Origin of the sequence: Streptomyces sp. NPDC059994 (assembly GCF_042737755.1) — a bacterium.
GTDB lineage: Bacteria > Actinomycetota > Actinomycetes > Streptomycetales > Streptomycetaceae > Streptomyces.
This window is the reverse complement of the sequence record NZ_JBHWUR010000041.1, coordinates 19662-44163: the sequence shown is the minus strand read 5'-3', so window position 1 is coordinate 44163 and position 24502 is coordinate 19662. Positions and strand designations below refer to the sequence as shown.

Below are 24502 nucleotides of genomic sequence, written 5' to 3'. Positions count from 1 at the left end.
CGTGCCCGGGCACGGCGACAGCGGCCCCGACCCCGCCGAGCGGCCGCTGCGGATCGCGGTCATCGGCGGCGGCCCCGGCGGGCTGTACGCCGCCGCACTGCTCAAACGGCTGCGCCCCGAACGTGAGATCACCGTCTGGGAGCGCAACGCCCCCGACAACACGTTCGGCTTCGGGGTCGTCCTCTCCGACGAGACCCTCGGCGGGATCGAGCACGCCGACCCCGTGGTGTACGAGGCGCTGAAGGCCGAGTTCGTCCGGTGGGACGACATCGACATCGTCCACCGGGGCCGCACCCTCACCTCCGGCGGGCACGGCTTCGCCGCGCTCGGCCGGCGCAGGCTCCTGGAGATCCTGCACCAGCGCTGCCGCGCGCTCGGCGTGGGACTGCGCCTGCGCACCGAGGCGCCGCCCGCCGCCGAACTCGCCACCGGCTACGACCTGGTCATCGCGGCCGACGGTGTGCACAGCGCCACCCGCGAGACGCACGCCCAGCACTTCGCGCCCCGCATCACCGGTCACCGCTGCCGCTATATCTGGCTGGCCGCCGACTTCGCCTTCGACTCCTTCCGCTTCGAGATCGCCGAGACCGAGCACGGCGTGATGCAACTGCACGGCTATCCGTTCTCCGCCGACTCCTCCACCGTCATCGTCGAGATGCGCGAAGAGGTCTGGCGGGCGGCCGGGTTCGACGAGCTCGACGAGCAGGGGTCGGTCGACCGCTGCGCCAAGATCTTCGCGGACGCCCTGGGCAACCGGCCGCTGCGGAGCAACACCTCCTCCTGGACCGTCTTCCGTACCGTCGTCAACGCGCGCTGGTCGTACGGCAACACCGTGCTGCTCGGCGATGCCGCCCACACCGCGCACTTCTCCATCGGCTCCGGCACCAAGCTGGCCGTCGAGGACGCCCTCGCCCTGGCCGCCTGCGTCGAGGAGCAGCCCACCCTGCCGGCCGCCCTGGCCGCGTACGAGCTGGAGCGCAGGCCGATCGTCGAGTCCACCCAGCGCGCGGCCGCCGCCAGCCTGCGCTGGTTCGAGGAGCTGGCGCTCTACCTCGACCAGCCGCCCCGGCAGTTCGCCTTCAACCTGCTCACCCGCAGCCGCCGGGTCACCCACGACAACCTGCGGCTGCGCGACCGCGGCTTCACCGGCGCGGTCGAGCGCGACTTCCCCTGCCCCTCAGGCACTCCTCCGATGTTCACCCCCTTCCGGCTGCGCGGGCTCGAACTGCGCAACCGTGTCGTCGTCTCTCCCATGGACGTGTACCGCGCCGTGGACGGCCTCCCCGGCGACTTCCACCTCGTCCACCTCGGCGCCCGGGCCCTCGGCGGCGCGGGCCTGGTCATGACCGAGATGGTGTGCGTGAGCGCAGAGGGACGGATCACACCGGGGTGCACCGGTCTCTACACCCCCGAGCAGGCCGCGGCCTGGCGCCGGATCACCGGTTTCGTGCACCGGCAGGCCCCCGGCACCGCCATCGGCGTCCAGCTCGGCCACTCCGGGCGCAAGGGCTCGACCAAGCTGATGTGGGAAGGCATCGACGAGCCGCTCGACGACGGCAACTGGCCCCTCGCCGCCGCCTCACCGCTCCCTTACCGCCCCGGTGTCAACCAGGTCCCGCACGCGCTCGACCGCACGGGGCTGACCGACATCCGCGAGCAGTTCGCCGCGGCGGCCTGGCGGGCCGCCCGCTGCGGCTTCGACCTGCTCGAACTCCACTGCGCCCACGGCTACTTGCTCTCCGGGTTCCTCTCCCCTCTCACCAACCAACGCACGGACTCCTACGGTGGTTCCCTCGCCAACCGGCTGCGTTTCCCGCTGGAGGTGTTCGACGCGCTGCGGGGCGTCTGGCCCGACGACCGGCCCATGACCGTCCGCATTTCCGCGACCGACTGGGCGCCGGGCGGCACCACCGCCGAGGAGTCCGTCGAGATCGCCCGCGCGTTCGCCGCGCACGGCGCCGATGCCATCGACGTGTCCACCGGGCAGGTCGTTGCCAAGGAGCGGCCCGAGTTCGGCCGCTCCTACCAGACGCCGTACGCCGACCGCATCCGCAACACGCTCGGCGTGCCCGTCATCGCGGTCGGGGCGATCTCGTCCTGGGACGACGTGAACTCGCTGCTGCTCGCGGGCCGGGCCGACCTCTGCGCCCTCGCCCGGCCCCATCTCTACGATCCGCACTGGACCCTGCACGCGGCCGCCGAGCAGGGCTACTCGGGACCCGGGGCGCCCTGGCCGCCGCCGTACCGGGCGGGCAGCCGCAGACCGCCGACCGGGCGCACGGACGCACCCAGACCGCGGCTCAGCCTGAAGTGAGCGGCGAAGTGAGCCGCGGCTCACAGGGAAAGGACATGCCGTGGGAACCATTCGGCCCGCCGGTCAGTTTCTACAGCGTTGTAGAAGTGACTATCGAGACCAGATGGAGACCTCATGGCCCTGTGGGACCGCTTCAAGGAGTCCGCGTCGACCATGCAGACGCAGCTGCTCGCCAAGAAGAACGACCTGAAGAGCGGTGCGTTCCGGGATGCCAGCATGGCGATGTGCGCCCTGGTCGCCGCGGCCGACGGCACCGTCGACCCCTCCGAGCGGCGTCGCGTCGCGCAGCTCATCTCCACCAATGAGGTGCTGCAGAACTTCCCGGCCGACGACCTCCAGCGCCGCTTCGACGACTACTTGAACAAGCTCGCCGCCGACTTCGACTTCGGCAAGGTCAGCGTGTTGCAGGAGGTCGCCAAGGCGAAGAAGAAGCCCGCCGAGGCGCGCGCGGTGATCCAGATAGGCATCGTCATCGGCGGCGCCGACGGCGACTTCGACAAGACGGAGCAGGCCGTAGTGCGCGAGGCCTGCTATGCCCTGGACCTGGCACCGGCCGAATTCGACCTGTAGGAGCGGCTGTTCCGTGAGCCGGGCCGCCCCTCGGGGCGGCCGTCACAGGACGGTGGCGGCCTTCAGTACCGTGAAGAGCGTCACGGTCGCGTTCGCCGACGCCAGCGCCGAGACCGCCGCGCCGCCCGCGGCGGTCCACAGCGCGAGCCCGGCCGCCGTCCACGCGGGCGGCAGCGCGGGCGCCGGGGGCACCGGCCCGAGCAGCGCCGCCACCCGGCGCGGCACCGGCCCGGCCGCCGCGAATCCCACCAGCGCGGTCGCCGCGCCCCGGCCCGCCGCCGGGCGTGACACCAGCGCGGCCTTGCCGATGGCCCGGGCCACCGTCCTGCGGTCGCCCACCGTCCGCGCCGCGTCCTCGTCCGCCCAGCGCTCGGCGGTGTAGGCCACGGCGGTGCGCAGCGGGCGCAGAAACGGGTTCGCGCGGGCCGCGAGCCCGGCCACCAGCAGGAACCGGTGGTGGCGCGCCGTCAGATGCGCCTCCTCGTGCGCGATCAGCGCTTGCCGCTCGCGCGCGTCGAGGCTCTCCAGCATCGCGCGCGACACGACGATCCGCCCGCGCGCCCCGGCCGCACCGCGCCCGCCCGGCAGCGCGTACGCATAGGCCCGCGAGTCGTCCGGCAGTACGGCCAGCCTGCCCTCGGGCAGCCCGGCCAGCGCCCGGGCCGCGCGCGTGCGCACCCGCCGGTGCAGCCACACCAGGTGCGCGCACGTCCCGGCGACCGCCGCCAGGAGCGGGATCGCCGCCTGGCCCACCACCTCGTCGTACGGCAGCACCGCCCGCACCTCGGGGTCGGCCCATGGGTCGGGCAGCGGATTGCCCGGCAGCTGGGCCGTGCCCACCACCATCAGCAGCATCAGGCACAGGGTGCTGCACAGTGCGAGAACGCCGCCGACGGCCGCGAGCAGCCAGGTCGCCGCGCGCGGATGCAGCTGCTGCTCGGCCAGCCGGGCGATCGGCCAGGCGGTCAGCGGCAGGACGAGAGGCAGAAAGACGAACACCCCCACCGCGTCAGTCCCCGGTCTCCGCTTCGGCGCCGTCCACGCTCTCCAGCAGCGCGCGCAGCAGCCGCTCGTCGTCGGGCGAGAGCGCGGTGACGAAGCTGGCCAGCACCGCGCCCCGGTCCGGCTCGCCGTCCAGCACCTTGCGCATCCGCAGCGCCGCGAGCCCGGCCTCGTCGGCCGCCGGCGTCCACACGAAGGAGCGGCCCGCGCGTTCGCGGGTCACCGACTGCTTGGCGTGCAGGCGCGACAGGATGGTCACGACGGTGGTGTACGCGAGGGCGCCGCCGATCCGCTCGCGCACCCAGCCGGCGGTCACCGGCCCCGCCGCGTTCCGCAGCGCCGCCAGGACCTGGGCCTCCAGCTGACCCTGCCCCCGCCTGCGGGCGCGCCTGTCCTCATCCGTCACTTCGTCATCCTACTGAGGGGCCCGGCAGCGCCCGGCTGTCAGCCGTCAGACGTCGGCCCCTCCGGCCTCCGGCCCTCGGCGTACGAACGCCGCCCCCGCGTCCCGCAGTCGGGCGTGCAGACGGCGGAACACCTCCGCCGACCGTTCGCCCGGCCAGTCGGGCGGCAGCAGGGCGGCGGGCAGGCCCGGGTCCGCGTACGGCAGGCGGCGCCAGGAGTCCAGGGCGAGCAGATAGTCCCGGTAGGCCTCCTCGGGCGGCACCTCGGACGACGTGTGCGCGCGCGTCTCCCAGGCCCGCAGCGCGGGCTCGTGCAGCCCCAGGAACTCGTCGTGCTGCTTGGCGATCGCCGTCAGGTCCCACCACCGGGCGACCGCCTCGGCCGTCGGTGCGAAGCCCAGGTGCTCGCCCTGGAACAGGTCGACGTAGGGGGCGAGTTGGAGCCGTTCCAGGGTGTGCCGGGTCTCGTCGTACAGCCGTGCCGGGGCGATCCACACACCGGGCGCCGCCGTGCCGAAGCCGAGCCCCGCGAGCCGGGAGCGCAGCACATGGCGCTTGTTGCGCTCCGACTCGGGGACCGAGAAGACGGCCAGGACCCAGCCGTCACGCGCGCGTGGCCGCGCGTGCGGGTAGATGCGGCGGTCGCCGTCGTCGAGCAGCTGGCGCGCGTCGGCGGACAGGGCGTACCCGGCGGCGCCGCTCGCGGTGCGCTCGGGCACCAGGAGCCCGCGCCGTTTGAGCCGGGAGACCGAGGACCGTACGGACGGGGCGTCCACGCCCACGGCGGCCAGCAGGCGGATCAGCTCGGCGACCGCGAGGGAGCCGGCCGTCTCGCGCCCGTACGCGCCGTAGAGGGTGACGATCAGGGATCGGGGTGTGTGCTGCTCGGCCACGTGATCACTCTAGGGCCCGCAGCCGGAAGCGCTGCAGCTTGCCGGTCGGCGTCCGGGGGAGGGCGTCCAGGAAGACGATCTCGCGCGGGCACTTGTAGGGGGCGAGTTCGGCCTTCACGTGGTCGCGCAGCAGCCCGGCCGCCGCCTCGCCGCCCACCACCCCGTCGCGCAGTACGCAGTACGCCACGACCACCTGCCCGCGTGCCTCGTCGGGGCGGCCGATCACAGCCGTCTCCACCACGTCGGGGTGGCGCATGAGCGCGTCCTCCACCTCCGGGCCCGCGATGTTGTACCCGGCCGAGATGATCATGTCGTCGGCGCGGGCGACATAGCGGAAGTAGCCGTCGGGCTCGCGCACATAGGTGTCGCCGGTGAGGTTCCATCCTCCTTTGACGTACTCCGACTGGCGGGGGTCGGCCAGATAGCGGCAGCCGACCGGTCCGCGCACCGCGAGCAGACCCGGCTTGCCGTCCACCACCGGTTGACCCGAGGCGTCGACCACGCGCGCGTGCCAGCCGGGCACCGGCGTCCCGGTGGTGCCCGGTCTGATCTCGTCGTCCGCGGCCGAGATGAAGATGTGCAGCAGCTCGGTGGCGCCGATGCCGTTGATGATGCGCAGCCCGGTGCGCTCGTGCCAGGCGCGCCAGGTCGCGGAAGGCAGGTTCTCCCCGGCCGACACACAGCGCCGCAGCGCCCCCACGTCGTACCCGTCGAGCTCGTCCAGCATCGCCCGGTAGGCGGTCGGCGCGGTGAACAGGACGGAGACCCGGTGCCTGGCGAGCGCGGGCAGCAGCTGCCCGGGCCCCGACTGTTCGAGCAGCAGCGAGGAGGCGCCCGCCCGCATCGGGAAGACGACCAGGCCGCCCAGGCCGAAGGTGAAGCCGAGCGGCGGGCTGCCCGCGAAGACGTCGTCGGGCCGGGGGCGCAGGACGTGACGGGCGAAGGTGTCCGCGATGGCCAGCACGTCCCGGTGGAAGTGCATACAGCCCTTGGGGCGGCCGGTGGTGCCCGAGGTGAACGCGATCAGCGCGACGTCGTCCGCCGCCGTCGCCACGGCGGTGAACGGCCCCCGGGCCGTGGGAGCGTCGGCGAGTCGCAGCAGGTCGTCGGCCGTACTACCCCCGTAGGGGGTGATACGAAGGCCCGGCACGGCGGCCTTGTCCAGGTCCTCCAGCGACCGCGCGTCGCACAGGGCGTGCCCGATCCGGCCGAGCTCGCAGATGGTGGCCAGCTCGTGCGCCCGCTGCTGGGCGAGGACGGTGACGGCCACCGCGCCCGCCTTCATGACCGCCAGCCAGCACGCGGCCAGCCACGGCGTGGTGGGCCCGCGCAGCAGCACCCGGTTGCCGGGAACCACGCCGAGCCCGGTGGTGAGGGCGTGGGCGATCCGGTCGACCCGGGTGCGCAGCTCGCCGTACGTCCACGGGGCGCCCTGCGGCGTGTGGAAGACCGGCCGGTCCGCCCCGAACCGCTCGATCGTGCGGTCCAGGAGCTCGGCGCCGCAGTTGAGCCGCTCGGGATAGCGCAGCTCGGGGAGGTCGAAGACCAGTTCCGGCCACTGATCGGCGGGCGGCAGATGGTCGCGGGAAAACGTGTCGGCATGCGCTGAGGTCTTCAGCTCCATACGGGATCGCCCCCTTGTCGCATCTGGAGCGTATCGTTTGGATGACGGCAGTCAACGGTTCGCGATAAGAGTGGTCCGGCGTGAACACAGGGCGTGAAACAGGAGTCGACTGACCGGAACGCGGCGGGGACACAGCGAGACTGGACGCGAGACGAGAGGGACCGCCATGCCCGCATTCGCGCTGGAGCCGGAGCAGCAGGAGTGGTGCGCATGGCTGCGCGCCACCGCCGAGGAGCGGCTGCGGCCCCTTGCGGACAAGGGTGACCCGGGGCGCGTGAACCGGCCACTCGTCGCCGCCCTCGGTGAGCTCGGGCTCCTGGAGCGGCTGTTCGCCTCGGGCGCGCTCGACCTCTGTCTGATGCGCGAGTCGCTGGCGTACGCGTGCACCGAGGCGGAGACCGCGCTCGCCCTCCAGGGGCTCGGCGCCCACCCCGTCGCCGCACACGGCACCGAGGCGCAGCGGGCCCGCTGGCTGCCCGAGGTCACCTCGGGGCGGGCGGTCGCCGCCTTCGCGCTGAGCGAGCCGGACGCGGGCTCCGACGCGGCCGCCCTCGCCCTCAAGGCCGAGCCGGACGGCGGCGGTTGGCGCCTGAGCGGCGAGAAGTGCTGGATCTCCAACGCCCCCGAGGCCGACTTCTGCACGGTGTTCGCCCGGACCACCGAGGGCGCCGGGGCGCGGGGTGTGACCGCCTTCCTGGTCCCCGCCGACCGGCCCGGGCTGAGCGGCGCCGCCCTCGACATGCTCTCCCCGCACCCGGTCGGCACGCTCGTCTTCGACGGGGTGCGCGTCGGCGCGGACGACGTCGTGGGGGAGCCCGACCGGGGCTTTCGCGTCGCCATGGGCACGCTGAACCTGTTCCGGCCGAGCGTCGGCGCGTTCGCGGTCGGCATGGCGCAGGCGGCGCTGGACGCGACCGTCGCGCACACCGCGCGCCGCACCGCGTTCGGCGGCCCGCTGGGGGATCTCCAGGCGGTCGCCCACCAGGTCGCGGAGATGGCGACCCGCACGGAGGCGGCGCGTCTGCTGGTGTACGGGGCGGCCGCCGCGTACGACAGGGGAGCGCCGGAGGTCCCCAAGTACGCGGCGATGGCGAAACTGCTCGCCACGGAGACCGCGCAGTACGTGGTCGACGCGGCCGTCCAACTGCACGGCGCGCGGGCGCTGCAACGGGGTCATCTGCTCGAACACCTCTACCGCGAGGTGCGCGCGCCCAGGATCTACGAGGGCGCGACCGAGGTGCAGCGCACGATCATCGCGAAGGAGCTGTACCGATGAGCCTCCACCGGGTGAACCCCGCCGAACTCTCCCCGGCCACCGGCTTCAGCCATGCCGTCGTCGCCACCGGCGGGCGGCTCGTCTTCCTCGCGGGCCAGACCGCGCTCGACGCGGACGGCAAGGTGGTGGGCGAGACGCTGCCCGAACAGTTCCGGACCGCGCTCACCAACCTCCTCGCCGCGCTCGCCGCCGCCGGGGGCACCCCGGCCGGCCTGGCCCGGGTCACCGTGTACACCACGGACGTCGCGGACTACCGCGCCCGGGCCCATGAACTCGGCCTCATCTGGCGCCGGCTGGCCGGGCGCGACTACCCGGCGATGGCGGTGATCGGCGTCGTGCGGCTGTGGGACGAGCAGGCGCGGGTGGAGCTGGACGGGTTCGCGGTGCTGGACTGACGGCCATGGGCTGACCCCGTCGGCGTCACCCCGAGGTGACGGGAGGGGAAATAGGGGCTGCACAAGCCTTGTCAGTGCAATTTCACATTACTATGTTACAGGTCACGCGAACGGCTCGTCAGGTCCCCAAGTGCCGTACGTAGTCGGGCAATTCGTCCTGTCCGGGGACGCTCTTGCCGCACCACGGCACACCGCACCACCTGACAGAGCCGCAGCCGCAGTACACGCATCCCCGCACCGCCGCGCCACCCCCCAACTCACCTCCCACACAGGAGCCTTCGGTGTCCCAGCTCAGATCCGCGCGCAAGCCGCTGCTCGCCGCCGCTGTCGCGGCGACCCTGCTCGTCACCGCCGGGCAGGCGGCGCAGGCCGCGCAGGCCCCGCGCTCCGCCAAGGCCGACGCCTCGCGCGCGCTCCCCGCCACCTTCGGTGCTCGTCCCGCCCCGGCCGCCGCCAAGGGGGCGAACCCCTTCGACGAGGTCGACCACCTCGCCAGGGCGCCCAAGCAGACGGCCCGTCAGCTGCCCGCCCCCGGCGGCCATCAGGACGGACGCATAGCCGGGCCGCAGACCCGCGCGGTCGTCCCGGCCGCCCACTCCGCGCTGCGCGCCGCCGGGGTCCCCTGCACCCTCGACGGCATCACGGGTCTGAGCCCGCAGGGGCTCGCCGACTTCCTCACGGACCCGGCCGTCACCGCCGACGGCTGTCTGCGCGGGCTCGTCTGGACCTGGGACGCGCGCCTCGCGCCGGTCATGTCCGACGCCCATGTGCAGGCCGTCGCCCACCGCGCCACCAGCCTCGCCGCGTCCCACGACGGCAAGAACAGCAGCCATCTGCTCGAACTGTTCACCTACCTCCACGCGGTCGCGTACCAGGACTACGGGCGCGACGAGATAGACGTCACCGACCAGCCCACGGTCGACGCGATGCGCGAGGCCGTCGCCGCCCTCGGCTCCGCCGCGCACACCTTCGACGTCACCCCGCAGAACGCCCAGACCCTGCGCGAGGCGCTGTACGCGGCGAGCGCGCCGGGCATGCGCCAGTACCAACTCCCGCTGATCAAGCGGGTCCTGGCGACCATGGCCCCGGGCGCCCCGACCGCCACCAGCACGGACTGGGCCGGCGCCGCGCTCTCCGCGCTCTCCGTCAACTACCTCGGCGTCTACCCGGGCAACAAGGACACCGCGTTCCAGGCCGCCGCGGCCGCCGACCCCGCCTACCGCGCCGCCTTCCGCGCCTTCTCCGGCTACACCCACCTCAAGGGCACGGCCAACGCCTGGGTGGTCCGCGACGCGCTGTCGGAGTACGGCCGCTTCGGCCAGATCGACGCCGTCAAGAGCCAGATCGTTCCCGACCTCGGCGCCCTGCTGCCGACCACGCAGACGAACTTCGGCAAGATGAGCGCACCCTGGTTCTCGCTGGCGAGCTGGCTCAACTTCTACGGCCAGTGCACTCCGTACAACGTGTGCAAGGACCAGATCGAGAACCAGCTCTTCACCCACACGTACTCGTACGACAACGGCGCCATCCAGGTCCGCACCGCCCTCGACCGGGCCACCGTGGACCAGCTGTACTACGCGAGCAAGCAGGTGAAGTCGCAGTTCTTCCGGGTGCTCGGCACCGACAAGCCGCTCGCGGGCGACACCAACACCACCCTGCACATCCACCTGTACGCCTCGCGCGCCGACTACGAGGTCTACCAGCCGTTCCTCACCGGCCTCTCCACCAGCAACGGAGGGATGTACATCGAGGAAGGCGCGACCTTCTACACCTACCAGCGCCGGGTGCCGCAGGACTCCTCGCTCACCCTCGAAGAGCTCTTCCGGCACGAGTACACGCACTACCTCAACGGCCGCTGGGCGGTGCCCGGGATGTTCGGCCAGGGCGCCTGGTACACCGGCGACCGCACCACCGCCATGGACGAGGGGACGGCCGAGTTCTTCGACGGCGGCACCCGTGACGACGGCATCGCCGTGCGCAAGTCGCTGGTCAAGGGCATCATCAACGACACGGCGGGCGGCGGCCCGCGTATGACCGTCGACCAGCTGCTGCACGCCACGTACGACGGCGACGGCTTCCGGTTCTACAACTACGCCGGCACGTTCTTCGAGTACCTGTGGGACCAGCGGCCCTCGCTGCTGCGGGAGATGTACGGGTACCTGCGCGCGGACGACCCGGCGGGCTTCGACGCCTGGCGCAACCGGATGGGCCGGGACGCGGGCCTGCAGGCCTCGTACAACGCGTTCCTGGACGCGCAGATAGCCAAGGTGGACACGCTGTACGTGCCCAACACCAAGTACACCCCCAACGCGAAGCTGAAGTACTCCGCCGTGTCGGGCGTGCGCGCCGCGTTCGCCAAGTCCACCTACAGCAAGCCGGACTGCGTCCAGAACGGCGACCCGGGCAAGCGCCGCTTCATCTGCACGGGCAAGATCACCGCGAGGCTGGCCGACGCGAACGACCCGGACCAGGTCTTCGAGGACATGTCCGAGACCGTCGACTACTTCCTCCTCGACCGGGCGGAAGAGGGGGGCAACAACCTCGCCGACATGAACTGTTCCTTCGGAACAGTCGACATCTGGTCGAACAAGAAGGGCGGCACCTCCAGTTACAGCTGTGAGGGCCCGCTGCGCAGCTGACGTCCCACCCCTGGGGCCGGGGCGACTCCGACCGCTCCGGCCCCTTGGTCCCTCTAGAAGAATGTGACATATTACTGTGGTGCCCAAGAGACACCCCCTGGACGCCGTGATCGTCGGCGCCGGAGTCGTCGGTGCGGCCTGCGCGTACTACGCGGGGCGCTCCGGACTCCGCGTCGCGGTGGTCGACCGCGGTCCCGTCGCGGGCGGCACCACGGGTGCGGGGGAAGGCAATCTGCTCGTCTCCGACAAGGAGGCGGGCCCCGAGCTCGACCTCGCGCTGCTGTCCACCCGACTCTGGCGCGACCTCGCTCACGTCCTTCCACCGGAGATCGAGTACGAGCCCAAGGGCGGTCTCGTCGTGGCGCCCGACGAGGCCGCCCTCACGGCGCTGCGCGCGTTCGCCGAGGAGCAGCGCAAGGCCGGGGTGCAGGCACGGGAGATCACCCCCGACCGGCTGTACGACCTGGAGCCCCATCTCGCCCCCGGCCTCGCCGGTGGCTTCCTCTACCCGCAGGACGCCCAGGTCCAGCCCGCCCAGGCGGCGGCGCAACTCCTGCGTGCGGCACGCCAGTTCGGCGCCGAGACCCACCTCGGGCAGGAGGTCGAGGAGGTCCTCACCGGACCGGACGGCCGCATCCGGGGCGTGCGCACCCCGCAGGGCGACCTGCTCGCCCCGGCCGTCGTCAACGCCGCCGGGACCTGGGGCGGCGAGGTCGCGGCCCTCGCGGGCACCACGCTGCCGGTGCTGCCGCGCCGCGGCTTCGTCCTGGTCACCGAGCCGCTGCCGCGCCTCGTGCGGCACAAGGTGTACGCCGCCGACTACATCGCGGACGTCGCCAGCGGCTCGGCCGCGCTGCAGTCCTCCGCGGTGGTCGAGGGCACCGCCGCGGGCCCGGTCCTGATCGGCGCGACCCGCGAGCGGGTGGGCTTCGACCGCGCCCTGTCCACCGAGGCGCTGCGCCGCCTCGCCGCCCAGGCCGCAGCCCTGTTCCCGGTCCTCGCGGGCGTCCGCGCGATCCGTACGTACCACGGCTTCCGCCCCTACCTCCCCGACCATCTGCCCGCGATCGGCCCCGACCCCCGGGTCCCGGGCCTGCTGCACGCGTGCGGTCACGAGGGCGCGGGCATCGGCCTCGCACCGGCCACCGGCCTGCTGGTCGCCTCGGCGCTGCGGGGCGAGCGAACCGCCCTTGACCTCCGGCCCTTCAGGCCCGACCGTTTCGCGACGGGGGAGTACGCGGGCGAGCACGAGCGGGAAGTCGGGTGATGGTGAAGGTGTACGGGACGGAGGGCGGCGGCTCCGGCGCGCCGCGTGCGCGGTGGTGGAACAAGTTCACCGGTGACATTGCACGGCGAGGGGCAGGCAGACGCGCCACCTCTCAAGGCGCCGCCCCTCACGGCGCCGCCTCTCACGGCGCCACTCCGAACCGCCCCACTCCGAACCGCCCCGCCCCGACAGGCGCCGCCGCCTCGCCCGCCGCCCTCGTCCGGGCGACGCCCGACCCCGCCTTCACCGTCACCTTCGACGGCCGGACGCTCACCGCCCTGCCCGGACAGAGCATCGCCGCCGCGCTCTGGGCCGCCGGGATCCTCTCCTGGCGCACCACGCGCGCGGGGGGCGAGCCGCGCGGCGCGTTCTGCGGGATCGGCTCCTGCTACGACTGCCTCGCCACCGTCAACGGCCGCCCCAACCAGCGCGCCTGCCTCGTCGCGGCCCGCCCCGGCGACGTGATCACCACCCAGGAGGGCACGGGCCATGCCGACCTCGCCGTCTGATCTCGCCGTCGTCGACCTGGCGGTCGTCGGCGCCGGGCCCGCCGGGCTCGCGGGCGCCGTGGCGGCGGCCGACCTCGGCCTGAGCGTGACGGTCCTGGACGCGGGGGAGCGGCCCGGCGGGCAGTTCTACCGGCATCCCGCGCCGGGCCTGCGCGCCGCCCGCCCGGAGGCGCTGCACCACGACTGGGAGGCGTTCGCCACGCGCGCGTCCCGGCTCGAAGCCCACCGCCGCGTCGGCCGCGTCACCCACCTCGCCGCCCACCACGTCTGGACGGTGGTACGGGACGCGGCCACGGGCGAGTGGCTGCTGCACGCGGTCGCGAGCGGCCCCGGCGGCGAGGAGACGTCGGCCATGGTCCGGGCGCGGGCGGTGCTGCTCGCGACCGGCGCGTACGAGCGCCAGCTGCCCTTCCCCGGCTGGACCCTGCCGGGTGTCGTCGGCGCGGGCGGGGCGCAGGCCATGCTCAAGTCCGGCCTGGTGCTGCCCGGCAGGCGGGTCGTGGTGGCGGGCAGCGGTCCGCTGCTGCTCGCCGTCGCCGCATCGCTCGCGGCGGCCGGCGCCGCCGTCCCGGCCGTGGTCGAGGCGTCCGCGTACACCTCGTACGCACGCGAACTGCCCGCGCTCGTCCGCAACCCCGGCAAACTGGGCGAGGGGGCGCTGTACGGCGGCGGGCTGCTGCGGCACCGGGTGCGGCTGTTGACCCGGCACGCGGTGACGGCCGCGCACGGCACCGACCGCGTCGAGGCCGTCACGGTGTCCCGGCTCGACCGCGACTGGCGGCCCGTGCCGGGCAGCGGGCGCCGGGTGCCGTGCGACGCGCTCGCGGTCGGCCACGGGCTCGTCCCCCAGCTGGAGCTGGCGACCGGCCTGGGCTGCGCCACCCGCCGTACGCCCGACGGCACTCTCGCCCTGGACCTCGACCCGGCGCAGCGCACCTCCGTGCCCGGGATCTGGGCGGCGGGGGAGACCGGCGGCATCGGGGGCGCGCAACTGGCCCTGGCCGAGGGTGAGTTGGCGGCCTCGGCGATCGCGTACGAGCTGCGGGGGACCCCGCGCCCGCGCGGGGTCGCCGCCCTGGTGCGGCGGCGTGCACGGCTGCGCGGGTTCGCCGACGCGATGGCGGCCGCGCACCGGCCCGGGGACGGCTGGACCGGGTGGCTCGACGACACGACCCTGGTGTGCCGCTGCGAGGAGGTCCCGGCGGGGCGGATCAGGGAGGCCGTGGCGGACCTCGGCGCGCAGGACGCCCGGAGCGTGAAACTGCTGACCAGGGCCGGGATGGGCTGGTGCCAGGGCAGGATGTGCGGCCAGGCCGTGGCCTGCCTCGCGGGCGGCGGACCGGCCGAGGACCGGCGGCCGCTGTCCTGCCCGGTGGAGCTCGGCCGTCTCGCCCAACTGCCGCCTTCCGCAAGCTGACCACGACCCACCGGGCCGCCCTCCGCAGACTGACGGCATCCGTCATCACCGGGCGCGGCTCTTGTGGCCGACGTACAGCATTCAGTAAAATGTCACACACCACACTAGGGAGTCACCGATGACGTCTGCCCAGACCGCCGTGTCCGCCCGCCCTTCCGCCGCCCGGCAGCCGTGGCGCGGCATCATGGTCGCCACCGCCCTGCCCCTGCGCGACGACCTGTCCGTCGACTATGACGCCTACGGCGCCCATGTGCGCTGGCTGATCGACAACGGCTGCGACGGCGTCGTGCCCAACGGCTCCCTCGGCGAGTACCAGACCCTCACCGACGAGGAGCGCGCCCGCGTCGTCCAAGTCGCCGTGGAGGCGGCGGGCGACGGGGACCGGGTGATGCCGGGCGTCGCCGCGTACGGCAGCGCCGAGAGCCGCCGCTGGGCCGAACAGGCCGCCGAGGCGGGCGCGGGCTCGGTCCTGCTGCTCCCGCCGAACGCCTACCGCGCCGACGAGGCCGCGGTGCGCGCCCACTACGCCGAGGTGGCCCGGGCCGAGCTGCCGGTCGTCGCGTACAACAACCCCATCGACACCAAGGTCGACCTGACGCCCCCGCTCCTCGCCCAGCTGCACCAGGACGGCAGCATCGTCGCCGTCAAGGAGTTCAGCGGCGATGTCCGCCGGGCGTACGAGATCGCCGAACTCGCCCCGGAACTCGACCTGTTGATCGGCGCCGACGACGTGCTCCTCGAACTCGCCCTCGCGGGCGCGGTCGGCTGGGTCGCCGGATACCCCAACGCGCTGCCCGCAGCCTCGGTCAGCCTCTACCGCGCCGCCGTCGCCGGGGACCTGGAGAGCGCCCTGCCGCTCTACAAGTCGCTGCACCCGCTGCTGCGCTGGGACTCGAAGACCGAGTTCGTGCAGGCCATCAAGTTGTCGATGGACATCGCCGGACGCCCCGGCGGCCCGGTCCGCCCGCCGCGCGCCGCGCTCGCCGGGGACCAGGAGTCCGCGGTCCGCGCGGCCACCGAGAAGGCACTCGCGGAAGGACTCTGCTGACCATGCGCACACGTCACGTCTACCACGCGGTCGACTCGCACACCGAGGGCATGCCGACCCGGGTGATCACCGGCGGAGTCGGTGTCGTCCCCGGTGCGACCATGGCCGAGAAGCGGCTCCACTTCCTCGACCACCTCGACCACCTCCGCACGCTGCTCATGTACGAGCCGCGCGGCCACGCCTCCATGAGCGGCGCGATCCTGCAGCCGCCCACCCGCCCCGACGCCGACTACGGCGTCCTGTACATCGAGGTCTCCGGGCTGCTGCCGATGTGCGGCCACGGGACGATCGGCGTGGCCACCGTGCTGGTCGAGACCGGCATGGTGACGGTGACCGAGCCGGTCACCACGGTCCGCCTCGACACCCCCGCCGGCCTGGTGAGCGTCGACGTCCGGGTGGAGGACGGCGAGGCGAAGTCCGTCACGCTCACCAACGTGCCCTCCTTCTGCCTCGGTCTCGACCGCAAGGTGGAGGTGCCCGGCCACGGCACGGTCACCTACGACATCGCGTACGGCGGGAACTTCTACGCGTTCGTCCACCTCGACGACCTCGGGCTGCCCTTCGACCGGGCGCGCAAGGACGACCTGCTCGCCGCCGGGCTCGCGATCATGGACGCCATCAACGCGACCGACCGGCCGGTGCACCCGGAGAACCCCGGGATCGGCGGCGTCAAGCACGTCTACCTCACCGCGCCCGGCTCGGACGCGGTCCGCTCCCGGCACGCCATGGCGATCCACCCGGGCTGGTTCGACCGCTCGCCGTGCGGCACCGGCACCTCCGCCCGTATGGCGCAGTTGCACGCCCGGGGCGAACTGCCGCTCCACCGCGACTTCGTCAACGAGTCCTTCATCGGTACGGAGTTCACCGGCAGGCTGGTCGAGGAGACCACCGTCGGCGGCCTGGTGGCGGTGGTGCCGACGGTGACCGGACGCGCCTGGATCACCGGGACGGCCCAGTACTTCCTGGACCCGTCCGACCCCTTCCCGGCCGGCTTCCTGCTGTGAGCGCCCCCGTGGACGTGCCCGGCCAGGACCTCGCCCCGGTCGGCGCGGACGAGATCGCGCGCCTGCTCACGCCCGCCGCGGCCGCCGAGGCCGTGGCAAACATGCTGCGCGGCGGGTTCGAGCCCGAGTCGGACCCGCCGCGCGTCAACCTGCCGGTCGCGGCGGGGGAGTTGCTGCTGATGCCCGCCGCCTCCGGGGCATACGCGGGGGTGAAGATCGCGGGCGTCGCCCCGGCCAACCCCGCGCGCGGCCTGCCCCGGATCACCGGCAGCTATCTGCTCCTGGACGGCGCGACCCTGCTGCCGCTCGCCCTCCTCGACGGCGCGGCCCTGACGACCCTGCGCACCCCGGCCGTCTCCGCCGTCGCGCTCGCGCACCTGGCGGCCCCGGACGCGGCCCGCCTCGTCCTGTTCGGCGCGGGCCCGCAGGCGTACGGCCATCTGCGAGCGGCCCTGGCCGTACGGGAGTTGAAGGCCGTCACCGTGGTCGCCCGCAGTCCGGAGGCGGTCGAGGCGCTGGTGGCGTACGCCCGTACGCTCGGCGTGGAGGCGCGCGGCGGCACCCCGGACGATGTCCGCGACGCCGACCTCGTCATCTGCTGCACCACCGCGCGCGAGCCGCTGTTCGACGGCCGGCTGGTCGCGGACGGGGCCACCGTGGTCGCGGTCGGCTCGCACGAACCGGGCGCCCGCGAAACCGACTCGGCGCTTGTGCGGCGCTCGGCGGTGTACGTGGAGTCGCGGGCGGCGGCCCTGCGCGAGGCGGGCGATCTGCTGATCCCGCTGAACGAGGGCGCCATCGGGCCCGGTCAGGTGGCGGGCACCCTCGCCGAACTCGTCAACGGGCGGGTCGCCGTCGCACCCGACCGCCCCCGCCTCTTCAAAAGCGTGGGCATGGCCTGGGAGGATCTGGCCGTGGCGGCGGCATGGCACCGTGCACGGTGCGACCCGAGAGAGCAACGTGACATTGTACGCTGAGCCTCCGCGGATTCACGGAGGAAGTGCCATGGGCGACCTGAAACAGCGCAATCTCATCACCGCTCAGGAACGCCTGCGCGACCAGGTCGCCCACGCCTTGCGCGCCGCCCTGGTCGCCGGTGAACTCCGCCCGGGCAACATCTACTCCGCCCCGGGGCTGGCCGCGGACTTCGGCATCTCGGCCACCCCGGTCCGCGAGGCGATGCTGGACCTGGCCCGCGAAGGGCTCGTCGAACCCGTCCGGAACAAGGGTTTTCGCATCACCGAGGTGAGCGAGCGCGACCTCGACCAGTACACCGAACTGCGCGCGATGATCGAGGTGCCCACCGTCGGCAAGGTGACGCAGCTGGCCACCGTGGAGCAGCTGGAGGCACTCCGGCCGGTCGCCGAGGAGATCGTCGCCCACGCGCGCGAGCACAACCTCATCGGCTATCTCGACGCCGACCGCCGCTTCCACCTCCAGCTCCTCGGCCTCGCCGGGAACGAGCGGCTCGTCGAGACCGTCGGCGACCTGCGCAAGCGCTCCCGTCTCTACGGACTGACGAGGCTGGATGAGCGCGGCCAACTCATCTCCTCGGCCGAGGAGCACATCGAACTCCTCGACCTGATGGTGGCGGGCGACGAACTCGCCGCCCAGGAGTGCATGGCCCGCCACCTCGGCCACGTCCGCTCGCTCTGGGCGCAGGCCCGCGACGAGCCGGTGGAGCCGCGCCCCAAGCGCACGCTGGGCAACCGCTGACCTGCGCACGGTGACGACTGCGGGGCGGCGGCGGGGCGTTGGGGCGGCCGGGACTTGATCGACTGGTGAGGCCCAGGGGCCGGGCTTAGTGTCGAGAGGTGGACGAGCCGTCCACCGCCCCTCGTGCGAGGGCAAGGTCCGCCATGACGAGTTCGCAGCCGACACCCACGACCGCCGCCGCCGCCCCCGACAGGAGGGGCGGCGGCAAGGGGATCGCGCTCCTGGTCATCGCCTCGTGCCAGTTGATGGTGGTGCTCGACATCACCATCGTGAACATCGCCCTTCCGCACATCCAGAGCGCCCTGGACTTCTCCACGACCAGCCTGGCCTGGGTGGTCAGCGCCTATACGCTCACCTTCGGCGGGCTGCTGCTGCTCGGCGGCCGCACCGGTGACATCCTCGGCCGGCGCCGGGTCTTCGTCTTCGGCGTCCTGCTCTTCGCGGTCGCCTCCCTCCTCGGCGGACTGTCCCAGAGCTCCGGCCAGTTGCTGGCCGCCCGCGCCTTCCAGGGCGTCGGCGGTGCCATCGCCTCGCCGACCGCGCTGGCCCTGATCACCACCACGTTCACCGAAGGCCCCGAGCGCAACCGGGCGTTCGGCGTCTTCGCGGCGGTCTCCGCGGGCGGCGGCGCGATCGGACTGCTCGCGGGCGGCATCCTCGTCGAATGGCTCGACTGGCGCTGGGTGTTCTTCGTCAACGTGCCGATCGCGGTGCTGATCGCGCTGGCGACGCCCCGGTACATCCAGGAGTCCGAGCGCCATCCGGGCCACTTCGACTTCACCGGCGCGCTCACGTCGACCCTCGGTATGACCGCGCTGGTCTACGGCTTCATCCGGGCTGCCCAGGAGGGCTGGCGCGACCCGTACACCCTGGGGTCCTTCGCCGCCGCCGTCCTGCTGCTCCTCGCGTTCTTCCTGGTGGAGCGGCGTTCGGAGCGGCCCATCACCCCGCTGCACATGTTCGCCGACCGCAACCGCGCGGGCACCTACGGCATCATGCTGAGCCTCGCCGCCGCTATCTTCGGCATGTTCTTCTTCCTCACGCTGTTCGTGCAGAACGTGCTGGGATTCAGCCCGCTGAAGGCCGGGCTCGCCTTCCTGCCGGTCAGCGCCGTCATCGCGGTGGGCGCGGGGATCGCCTCACAGCTGCTGCCGAGGTACGGCCCCAAGCCCTTCATGGTGACGGGCTCGGTCCTGGCCGCCGGGGGACTGTCCTGGCTGACGCTCACCGACATCCACTCCACGTACGCGGGCAGCATCCTGGGCCCGATGCTCGTCTTCGGCCTCGGCATGGGCCTGAACTTCGTCTCGCTGACGCTGATGGCCGTCTCCGGTGTGCCCGTGCACGAGACGGGCGCCGCCTCCGGCATGCTCAACGCCACCCAGCAGGTGGGCGGCTCGCTGGGTCTGTCCATCCTGGTCACGGTCTTCGGCACGGCCAGCCGCAACGAGGCGGCCGACCAGGTGCCGAAGTTCCTGCACCAGGCGAGCCCCGCCGAGCGCCTGATGTTCCAGCGCACCGGCAAGCTCCCGCGCCCCTGGAGCGACCAGGTGCTCGCCTCCGGGGTCTCCACGGCCTTCATCGTGGCCGCGATCTTCGCGATCGTGGCGGCGGTGATCGCCCTGCTGGCCATCCAGGTCCGCCCCGAGGACCTGGAACGCCTCCAGGGCGGAACGACCCCCGGTCCCTGAGGCCGCCCGGCGGGGACGATCTCAGGGACCGGGGACCAGCGAGTGAGTTGTCGCTAGATGTCCCGGAAGATCTCGATCTGCGCGCCCACCGAGTTGAGGCGCTCCGCCAGCTCCTCGTAGCCGCGGTTGATCACGTACACGTTGCGCAGTACGGACGTGCCCTCGGCCGCCATCATCGCGAGCAGGACCACCACCGCCGGGCGCAGCGCGGGCGGGCACATCATCTCCGCAGCGCGCCAGCGGGTCGGGCCCTCGACGAGCACCCGGTGCGGGTCGAGGAGCTGGAGGCGGCCGCCGAGGCGGTTGAGGTCCGTGAGGTAGATCGCACGGTTGTCGTAGACCCAGTCGTGGATGAGGGTCTTGCCCTGGGCGACGGCCGCGATCGCCGCGAAGAACGGCACGTTGTCGATGTTGAGGCCGGGGAACGGCATCGGGTGGATCTTGTCGATCGGCGCCTCCAGCTTGGAGGGGCGGACCGTGAGGTCGATCAGCCGGGTGTGGCCGTTGTCGGCGGCGTACTCCGCCGAGCGGTCGTGGTCCAGGCCCATCTCCTCCAGGACCGCGAGCTCGATCTCCAGGAACTCGATCGGCACCCGACGGATCGTCAGCTCCGACTCGGTGACCACGGCGGCGGCGAGCAGGCTCATCGCCTCGACCGGGTCCTCGGACGGCGAGTAGTCGACATCGACGTCGATGTTCGGCACGCCGTGCACGGTCAGGGTGGTGGTGCCGACGCCGTCGACCCGTACACCCAGCGCCTCCAGGAAGAAGCAGAGGTCCTGGACCATGTAGTTGGAGGAGGCGTTGCGGATGACCGTGACGCCGTCGTGGCGGGCCGCGGCCAGCAGCGCGTTCTCGGTCACCGTGTCGCCGCGCTCGGTCAGGACGATCGGGCGGTCCGGGGCGGTCCGCGTCACCTCGGCGTGGTAGATGCCCTCGGTGGCCGTGATCTCCAGGCCGAAGCGGCGCAGGGCGATCATGTGCGGCTCGATGGTGCGCGTACCGAGGTCGCAGCCGCCCGCGTACGGCAGCCGGAAGCGGTCCATGCGGTGCAGCAGCGGGCCGAGGAACATGATGATGGACCGGGTCCGGCGGGCGGCCTCGGCGTCCATGCCGTCCAGGTCGAGCTCGGCCGGGGGCACGATCTCCAGGTCGACGCCGTCGTTGATCCAGCGGGTGCGCACCCCGATGGAGTTGAGGACCTCCAGGAGCCGGAAGACCTCTTCGATACGGGCCACCCGGCGCAGCACCGTACGGCCCTTGTTGAGGAGCGAGCCGCAGAGCAGCGCCACGCAGGCGTTCTTGCTCGTCTTGACGTCGATGGAGCCGGAGAGCCGGCGCCGGCCGACCACCCGCAGATGCATGGGCCCGGCGTAGCCGAGCGAGACGATCTCGCTGTCGAGGGCTTCACCGATGCGGGCGATCATCTCAAGGCTGATGTTCTGGTTCCCGCGCTCGATACGGTTCACGGCGCTCTGGCTCGTGCCCAGAGCCTCGGCCAACTGCGTCTGTGTCCAGCCCCGGTGCTGACGGGCGTCACGGATGAGCTTGCCGATGCGTACGAGGTAGTCGTCTGACATGGCGGCAGGTTATCTCACATATGAGATGAGATTCCTGTTGGGGTGCGCCGTCAGGGTGAGGGCTGTGTGAAGCAACGTCAGTTCTGATGGTGGGGCGGTGGGGGTGCCGGGGCAACCGGAGTGCATCCGTCCGAGGGTCTCCGGGGCGCCCCGCGCGCGCGTGCGGGGCGTGCCCGCACATGACCAGCGGCCGCCCATGTACTAGAGTTATCTCGACATCGAGATATCTGCCGAGGCGCACCGCGGCCGCACGTCACCACCACTGTGGCGGTAAGGGTGACCTAACTTAGCCTTACCTTAGCGGATTGGCTATCCAGCGTGGCGGCAGGATGCGGTGGAACGCGCACATATATGAAGGAGACTGTCGTGTCGGCGAACAGCTTCGACGCCCGCAGCACGCTGCAGGTGGGCGACGAGTCGTACGAGATCTTCAAGCTGGACAAGGTCGAGGGCTCCGCGCGCCTCCCCTACAGCCTGAAGGTCCTGCTGGAGAACCTGCTCCGTACCGAGGACGGCGCGAACATCACCGCCGACCACATCCGGGCGCTCGGCGGCTGGGACTCCCAGGCGCAGCCCAGCCAGGAGATCCAGTTCACGCCGGCCCGCGTGATCATGCAGGACTTCACCGGCGTGCCCTGTGTCGTCGACCTCGCCACCATGCGTGAGGCCGTCAAGGAGCTCGGCGGCGACCCGGCGAAGATCAACCCGCTGGCCCCGGCCGAGCTGGTCATCGACCACTCCGTGATCGCGGACAAGTTCGGCACGAAGGACTCCTTCGCGCAGAACGTCGAGCTGGAGTACGGCCGCAACAAGGAGCGCTACCAGTTCCTGCGCTGGGGCCAGACCGCGTTCGACGAGTTCAAGGTCGTCCCGCCGGGCACCGGCATCGTCCACCAGGTCAACATCGAGCACCTGGCCCGCACGGTCATGGTCCGTGGCGGTCAGGCGTACCCCGACACCCTGGTCGGCACCGACTCGCACACCACCATGGTCAACGGCCTCGGTGTGCTGGGCTGGGGCGTCGGCGGCATCGAGGCCGAGGCCGCGATGCTCGGCCAGCCGGTCTCGATGCTCATCCCGCGCGTCGTCGGCTTCAAGCTGACCGGTGAGCTGAACCCGGGCACCACCGCCACCGACCTGGTCCTCACGATCACCGAGATGCTGCGCAAGCACGGCGTCGTCGGCAAGTTCGTCGAGTTCTACGGCGAGGGCGTCGCCGCCACCTCGCTGGCCAACCGCGCCACCATCGGCAACATGTCGCCGGAGTTCGGCTCCACCGCCGCGATCTTCCCGATCGACGACGAGACCCTGAAGTACCTGCGCCTGACCGGCCGCGACGCCCAGCAGGTCGCGCTCGTCGAGGCGTACGCCAAGGAGCAGGGCCTCTGGCTCGACCCGGCCGCCGAGCCCGACTTCTCCGAGAAGCTGGAGCTCGACCTCTCCACGGTCGTCCCCTCCATCGCCGGCCCGAAGCGCCCGCAGGACCGCATCGTCCTCGCCAACGCCTCCCAGCAGTTCGCCCTGGACGTGCGCAACTACGTCGAGGACGACGACGAGGCCGGCAAGGAGTCCTTCCCGGCCTCCGACGCCCCGGCCTCCGCCAACGGCGTCCCGACCCGCCCGACGCTGGTCACCGCCGCCGACGGCTCGACGTACGAGATCGACCACGGCGCCGTCACCGTCGCCGCGATCACCTCCTGCACCAACACCTCGAACCCGTACGTGATGGTGGCCGCGGCCCTCGTCGCGAAGAAGGCGGTCGAGAAGGGCCTGTCCCGCAAGCCGTGGGTCAAGACCACGCTCGCCCCGGGCTCGAAGGTCGTCACGGACTACTTCGACAAGGCCGGTCTGACCCCGTACCTGGACAAGATGGGCTTCAACCTCGTCGGGTACGGCTGCACCACCTGCATCGGCAACTCCGGTCCGCTGGACGAGGAGATCTCGAAGGCGATCAACGAGCACGACCTCGCGGTCACCTCGGTGCTCTCCGGCAACCGCAACTTCGAGGGCCGGATCAACCCCGACGTCAAGATGAACTACCTGGCGTCCCCGCCGCTGGTCGTCGCGTACGCCATCGCGGGCTCGATGAAGGTCGACATCACCACCGAGGCCATCGGCACGGACACCGACGGCAACCCGGTCTTCCTCAAGGACATCTGGCCGACCGAGGCCGAGGTCAACGACGTCGTGGCCAACGCCATCGGCGAGGACATGTTCAACAAGTCCTACCAGGACGTCTTCGCGGGTGACGCGCAGTGGCAGGCGCTGCCGATCCCGACGGGCAACACCTTCGAGTGGGACCCGCAGTCCACCTACGTCCGCAAGCCCCCTTACTTCGAGGGCATGCAGATGGAGACGACCCCGGTCACCGACATCTCCGGCGCGCGCGTCCTTGCCAAGCTGGGCGACTCGGTCACCACCGACCACATCTCCCCGGCCGGTGCGATCAAGGCCGACACCCCGGCCGGCAAGTACCTCACGGAGCACGGCGTCAACCGCCGTGACTTCAACTCCTACGGCTCGCGCCGAGGCAACCACGAGGTCATGATCCGCGGCACGTTCGCCAACATCCGCCTGCGCAACCAGATCGCGGAGGGCACGGAGGGCGGCTTCACCCGCGACTTCACGGTCGAGGGCGCCCCGGTCTCCTTCATCTACGACGCCTCCCAGAACTACCAGGCCGCCGGCATCCCGCTGGTCATCCTGGCGGGCAAGGAGTACGGCTCGGGCTCGTCCCGCGACTGGGCCGCCAAGGGCACGGCGCTGCTCGGCGTCAAGGCCGTCGTCGCCGAGTCGTACGAGCGCATCCACCGCTCGAACCTCATCGGCATGGGCGTCCTCCCGCTCCAGTTCCCGGAGGGCGCCACGGCCTCCTCCCTCGGTCTGACGGGCGAGGAGACCTTCTCCATCACGGGCGTCACCGAGCTGAACGACGGCACGACCCCGCGCACGGTGAAGGTCACCACGGACACGGGCGTGGAGTTCGACGCGGTGGTCCGCATCGACACCCCCGGCGAGGCGGACTACTACCGCAACGGCGGGATCATGCAGTACGTGCTGCGGAACCTGATCCGTAACTAGGGATCGGGCTTCGGCTGACAGCCGGAAGGGGCCGCACTCCGCAGACGGGGGGCGGCCCCTTCCGGTTCCTCC

General features: G+C 72.3%; 18 protein-coding genes and 1 pseudogene. 14 read left to right on the top strand and 5 right to left on the bottom strand.

The annotated features are described in order from the left end of the window. Position 1: 1 nt before the first annotated feature. Both ACFWA7_RS21235 and ACFWA7_RS21230 read left to right on the top strand, forming a co-directional pair. Positions 2-2314 carry a bifunctional salicylyl-CoA 5-hydroxylase/oxidoreductase gene (locus ACFWA7_RS21235; protein ID WP_385824545.1) on the top strand — a complete coding sequence of 771 codons (2313 nt, stop codon included), beginning with the start codon at positions 2-4 and terminating at the stop codon, positions 2312-2314. A 114-nt stretch (positions 2315-2428) separates the two neighbouring features. Continuing rightward, entirely contained in the window at positions 2429-2884 is a 456-nt protein-coding gene (locus tag ACFWA7_RS21230; RefSeq protein WP_385539325.1) for a tellurite resistance TerB family protein, read from the top strand. A 42-nt stretch (positions 2885-2926) separates the two neighbouring features. Here ACFWA7_RS21230 and ACFWA7_RS21225 read toward each other — a convergent pair whose 3' ends face one another. From ACFWA7_RS21225 to ACFWA7_RS21210, 4 genes are read right to left on the bottom strand one after another with little or no spacing between them, the layout of a single operon-like run. Further along, positions 2927-3889: a M56 family metallopeptidase gene (locus ACFWA7_RS21225; RefSeq protein ID WP_385539323.1), complete on the bottom strand. Its 963-nt coding sequence runs from the start codon at positions 3887-3889 to the stop codon at positions 2927-2929. Between the two features lie 4 nt (positions 3890-3893). Beyond that, on the bottom strand, positions 3894-4292 hold the full coding sequence (locus ACFWA7_RS21220) for a BlaI/MecI/CopY family transcriptional regulator (protein ID WP_385539321.1): 399 nt from the start codon (positions 4290-4292) through the stop codon (positions 3894-3896). Between the two features lie 45 nt (positions 4293-4337). Then, positions 4338-5183, bottom strand: coding sequence for a PaaX family transcriptional regulator C-terminal domain-containing protein (locus tag ACFWA7_RS21215; RefSeq protein ID WP_385539320.1), 846 nt, complete (start codon positions 5181-5183; stop codon positions 4338-4340). Positions 5184-5187: 4 nt separating this feature from the next. After that, on the bottom strand, positions 5188-6807 hold the full coding sequence (locus tag ACFWA7_RS21210; RefSeq protein ID WP_385539319.1) for an AMP-binding protein: 1620 nt from the start codon (positions 6805-6807) through the stop codon (positions 5188-5190). Between the two features lie 166 nt (positions 6808-6973). Here ACFWA7_RS21210 and ACFWA7_RS21205 point away from each other — a divergent pair, with 166 nt between their 5' ends. The 11 genes and pseudogenes from ACFWA7_RS21205 to ACFWA7_RS21155 all read left to right on the top strand — a co-directional run bounded on the left by ACFWA7_RS21205 (position 6974) and on the right by ACFWA7_RS21155 (position 19769). Then, the gene (locus ACFWA7_RS21205) at positions 6974-8083 is read left to right on the top strand and encodes an acyl-CoA dehydrogenase family protein (protein WP_385539317.1); all 1110 of its coding nucleotides are present in this window, start codon (positions 6974-6976) and stop codon (positions 8081-8083) included. Next, positions 8080-8478 (top strand): RidA family protein, encoded by a 399-nt coding sequence (locus ACFWA7_RS21200; protein WP_385539315.1) that lies wholly within the window; start codon positions 8080-8082, stop codon positions 8476-8478. The genes ACFWA7_RS21205 and ACFWA7_RS21200 overlap by 4 nt, the downstream gene beginning before the upstream one ends. Before the next feature lie 281 nt (positions 8479-8759). Beyond that, positions 8760-11117: a collagenase gene (locus ACFWA7_RS21195; RefSeq protein WP_385539313.1), complete on the top strand. Its 2358-nt coding sequence runs from the start codon at positions 8760-8762 to the stop codon at positions 11115-11117. 79 nt (positions 11118-11196) lie between these two features. After that, a complete protein-coding gene (locus ACFWA7_RS21190) occupies positions 11197-12384 on the top strand; it encodes an NAD(P)/FAD-dependent oxidoreductase (RefSeq protein WP_385539311.1) in 1188 nt (395 codons plus the stop codon). A gap of 197 nt (positions 12385-12581) precedes the next feature. Then, a pseudogene (locus ACFWA7_RS21185) lies at positions 12582-12893 on the top strand ((2Fe-2S)-binding protein); the annotation flags it as partial. Further along, positions 12874-14310, top strand: coding sequence for an NAD(P)/FAD-dependent oxidoreductase (locus ACFWA7_RS21180; protein ID WP_385824543.1), 1437 nt, complete (start codon positions 12874-12876; stop codon positions 14308-14310). The pseudogene ACFWA7_RS21185 and the gene ACFWA7_RS21180, both read left to right, overlap by 20 nt. A 118-nt stretch (positions 14311-14428) precedes the next feature. Continuing rightward, positions 14429-15358, top strand: coding sequence for a dihydrodipicolinate synthase family protein (locus ACFWA7_RS21175; RefSeq protein ID WP_385824541.1), 930 nt, complete (start codon positions 14429-14431; stop codon positions 15356-15358). 2 nt (positions 15359-15360) lie between these two features. Beyond that, positions 15361-16362 carry a proline racemase family protein gene (locus tag ACFWA7_RS21170; protein ID WP_385539305.1) on the top strand — a complete coding sequence of 334 codons (1002 nt, stop codon included), beginning with the start codon at positions 15361-15363 and terminating at the stop codon, positions 16360-16362. Then, on the top strand, positions 16359-17339 hold the full coding sequence (locus tag ACFWA7_RS21165) for an ornithine cyclodeaminase family protein (RefSeq protein ID WP_385824539.1): 981 nt from the start codon (positions 16359-16361) through the stop codon (positions 17337-17339). Before ACFWA7_RS21170 ends, ACFWA7_RS21165 begins: the two co-directional genes overlap by 4 nt. A gap of 28 nt (positions 17340-17367) precedes the next feature. Beyond that, entirely contained in the window at positions 17368-18078 is a 711-nt protein-coding gene (locus ACFWA7_RS21160) for a GntR family transcriptional regulator (RefSeq protein ID WP_371655243.1), read from the top strand. Between the two features lie 143 nt (positions 18079-18221). After that, positions 18222-19769, top strand: coding sequence for an MFS transporter (locus tag ACFWA7_RS21155; RefSeq protein ID WP_385824537.1), 1548 nt, complete (start codon positions 18222-18224; stop codon positions 19767-19769). 53 nt (positions 19770-19822) lie between these two features. Here ACFWA7_RS21155 and ACFWA7_RS21150 read toward each other — a convergent pair whose 3' ends face one another. After that, on the bottom strand, positions 19823-21349 hold the full coding sequence (locus tag ACFWA7_RS21150) for a helix-turn-helix domain-containing protein (protein ID WP_385539299.1): 1527 nt from the start codon (positions 21347-21349) through the stop codon (positions 19823-19825). Between the two features lie 351 nt (positions 21350-21700). Here ACFWA7_RS21150 and acnA point away from each other — a divergent pair, with 351 nt between their 5' ends. Further along, positions 21701-24430, top strand: a complete 2730-nt coding sequence (gene acnA / locus ACFWA7_RS21145) for an aconitate hydratase AcnA (RefSeq protein ID WP_385539297.1) — start codon at positions 21701-21703, stop codon at positions 24428-24430. Positions 24431-24502: the final 72 nt, after the last annotated feature.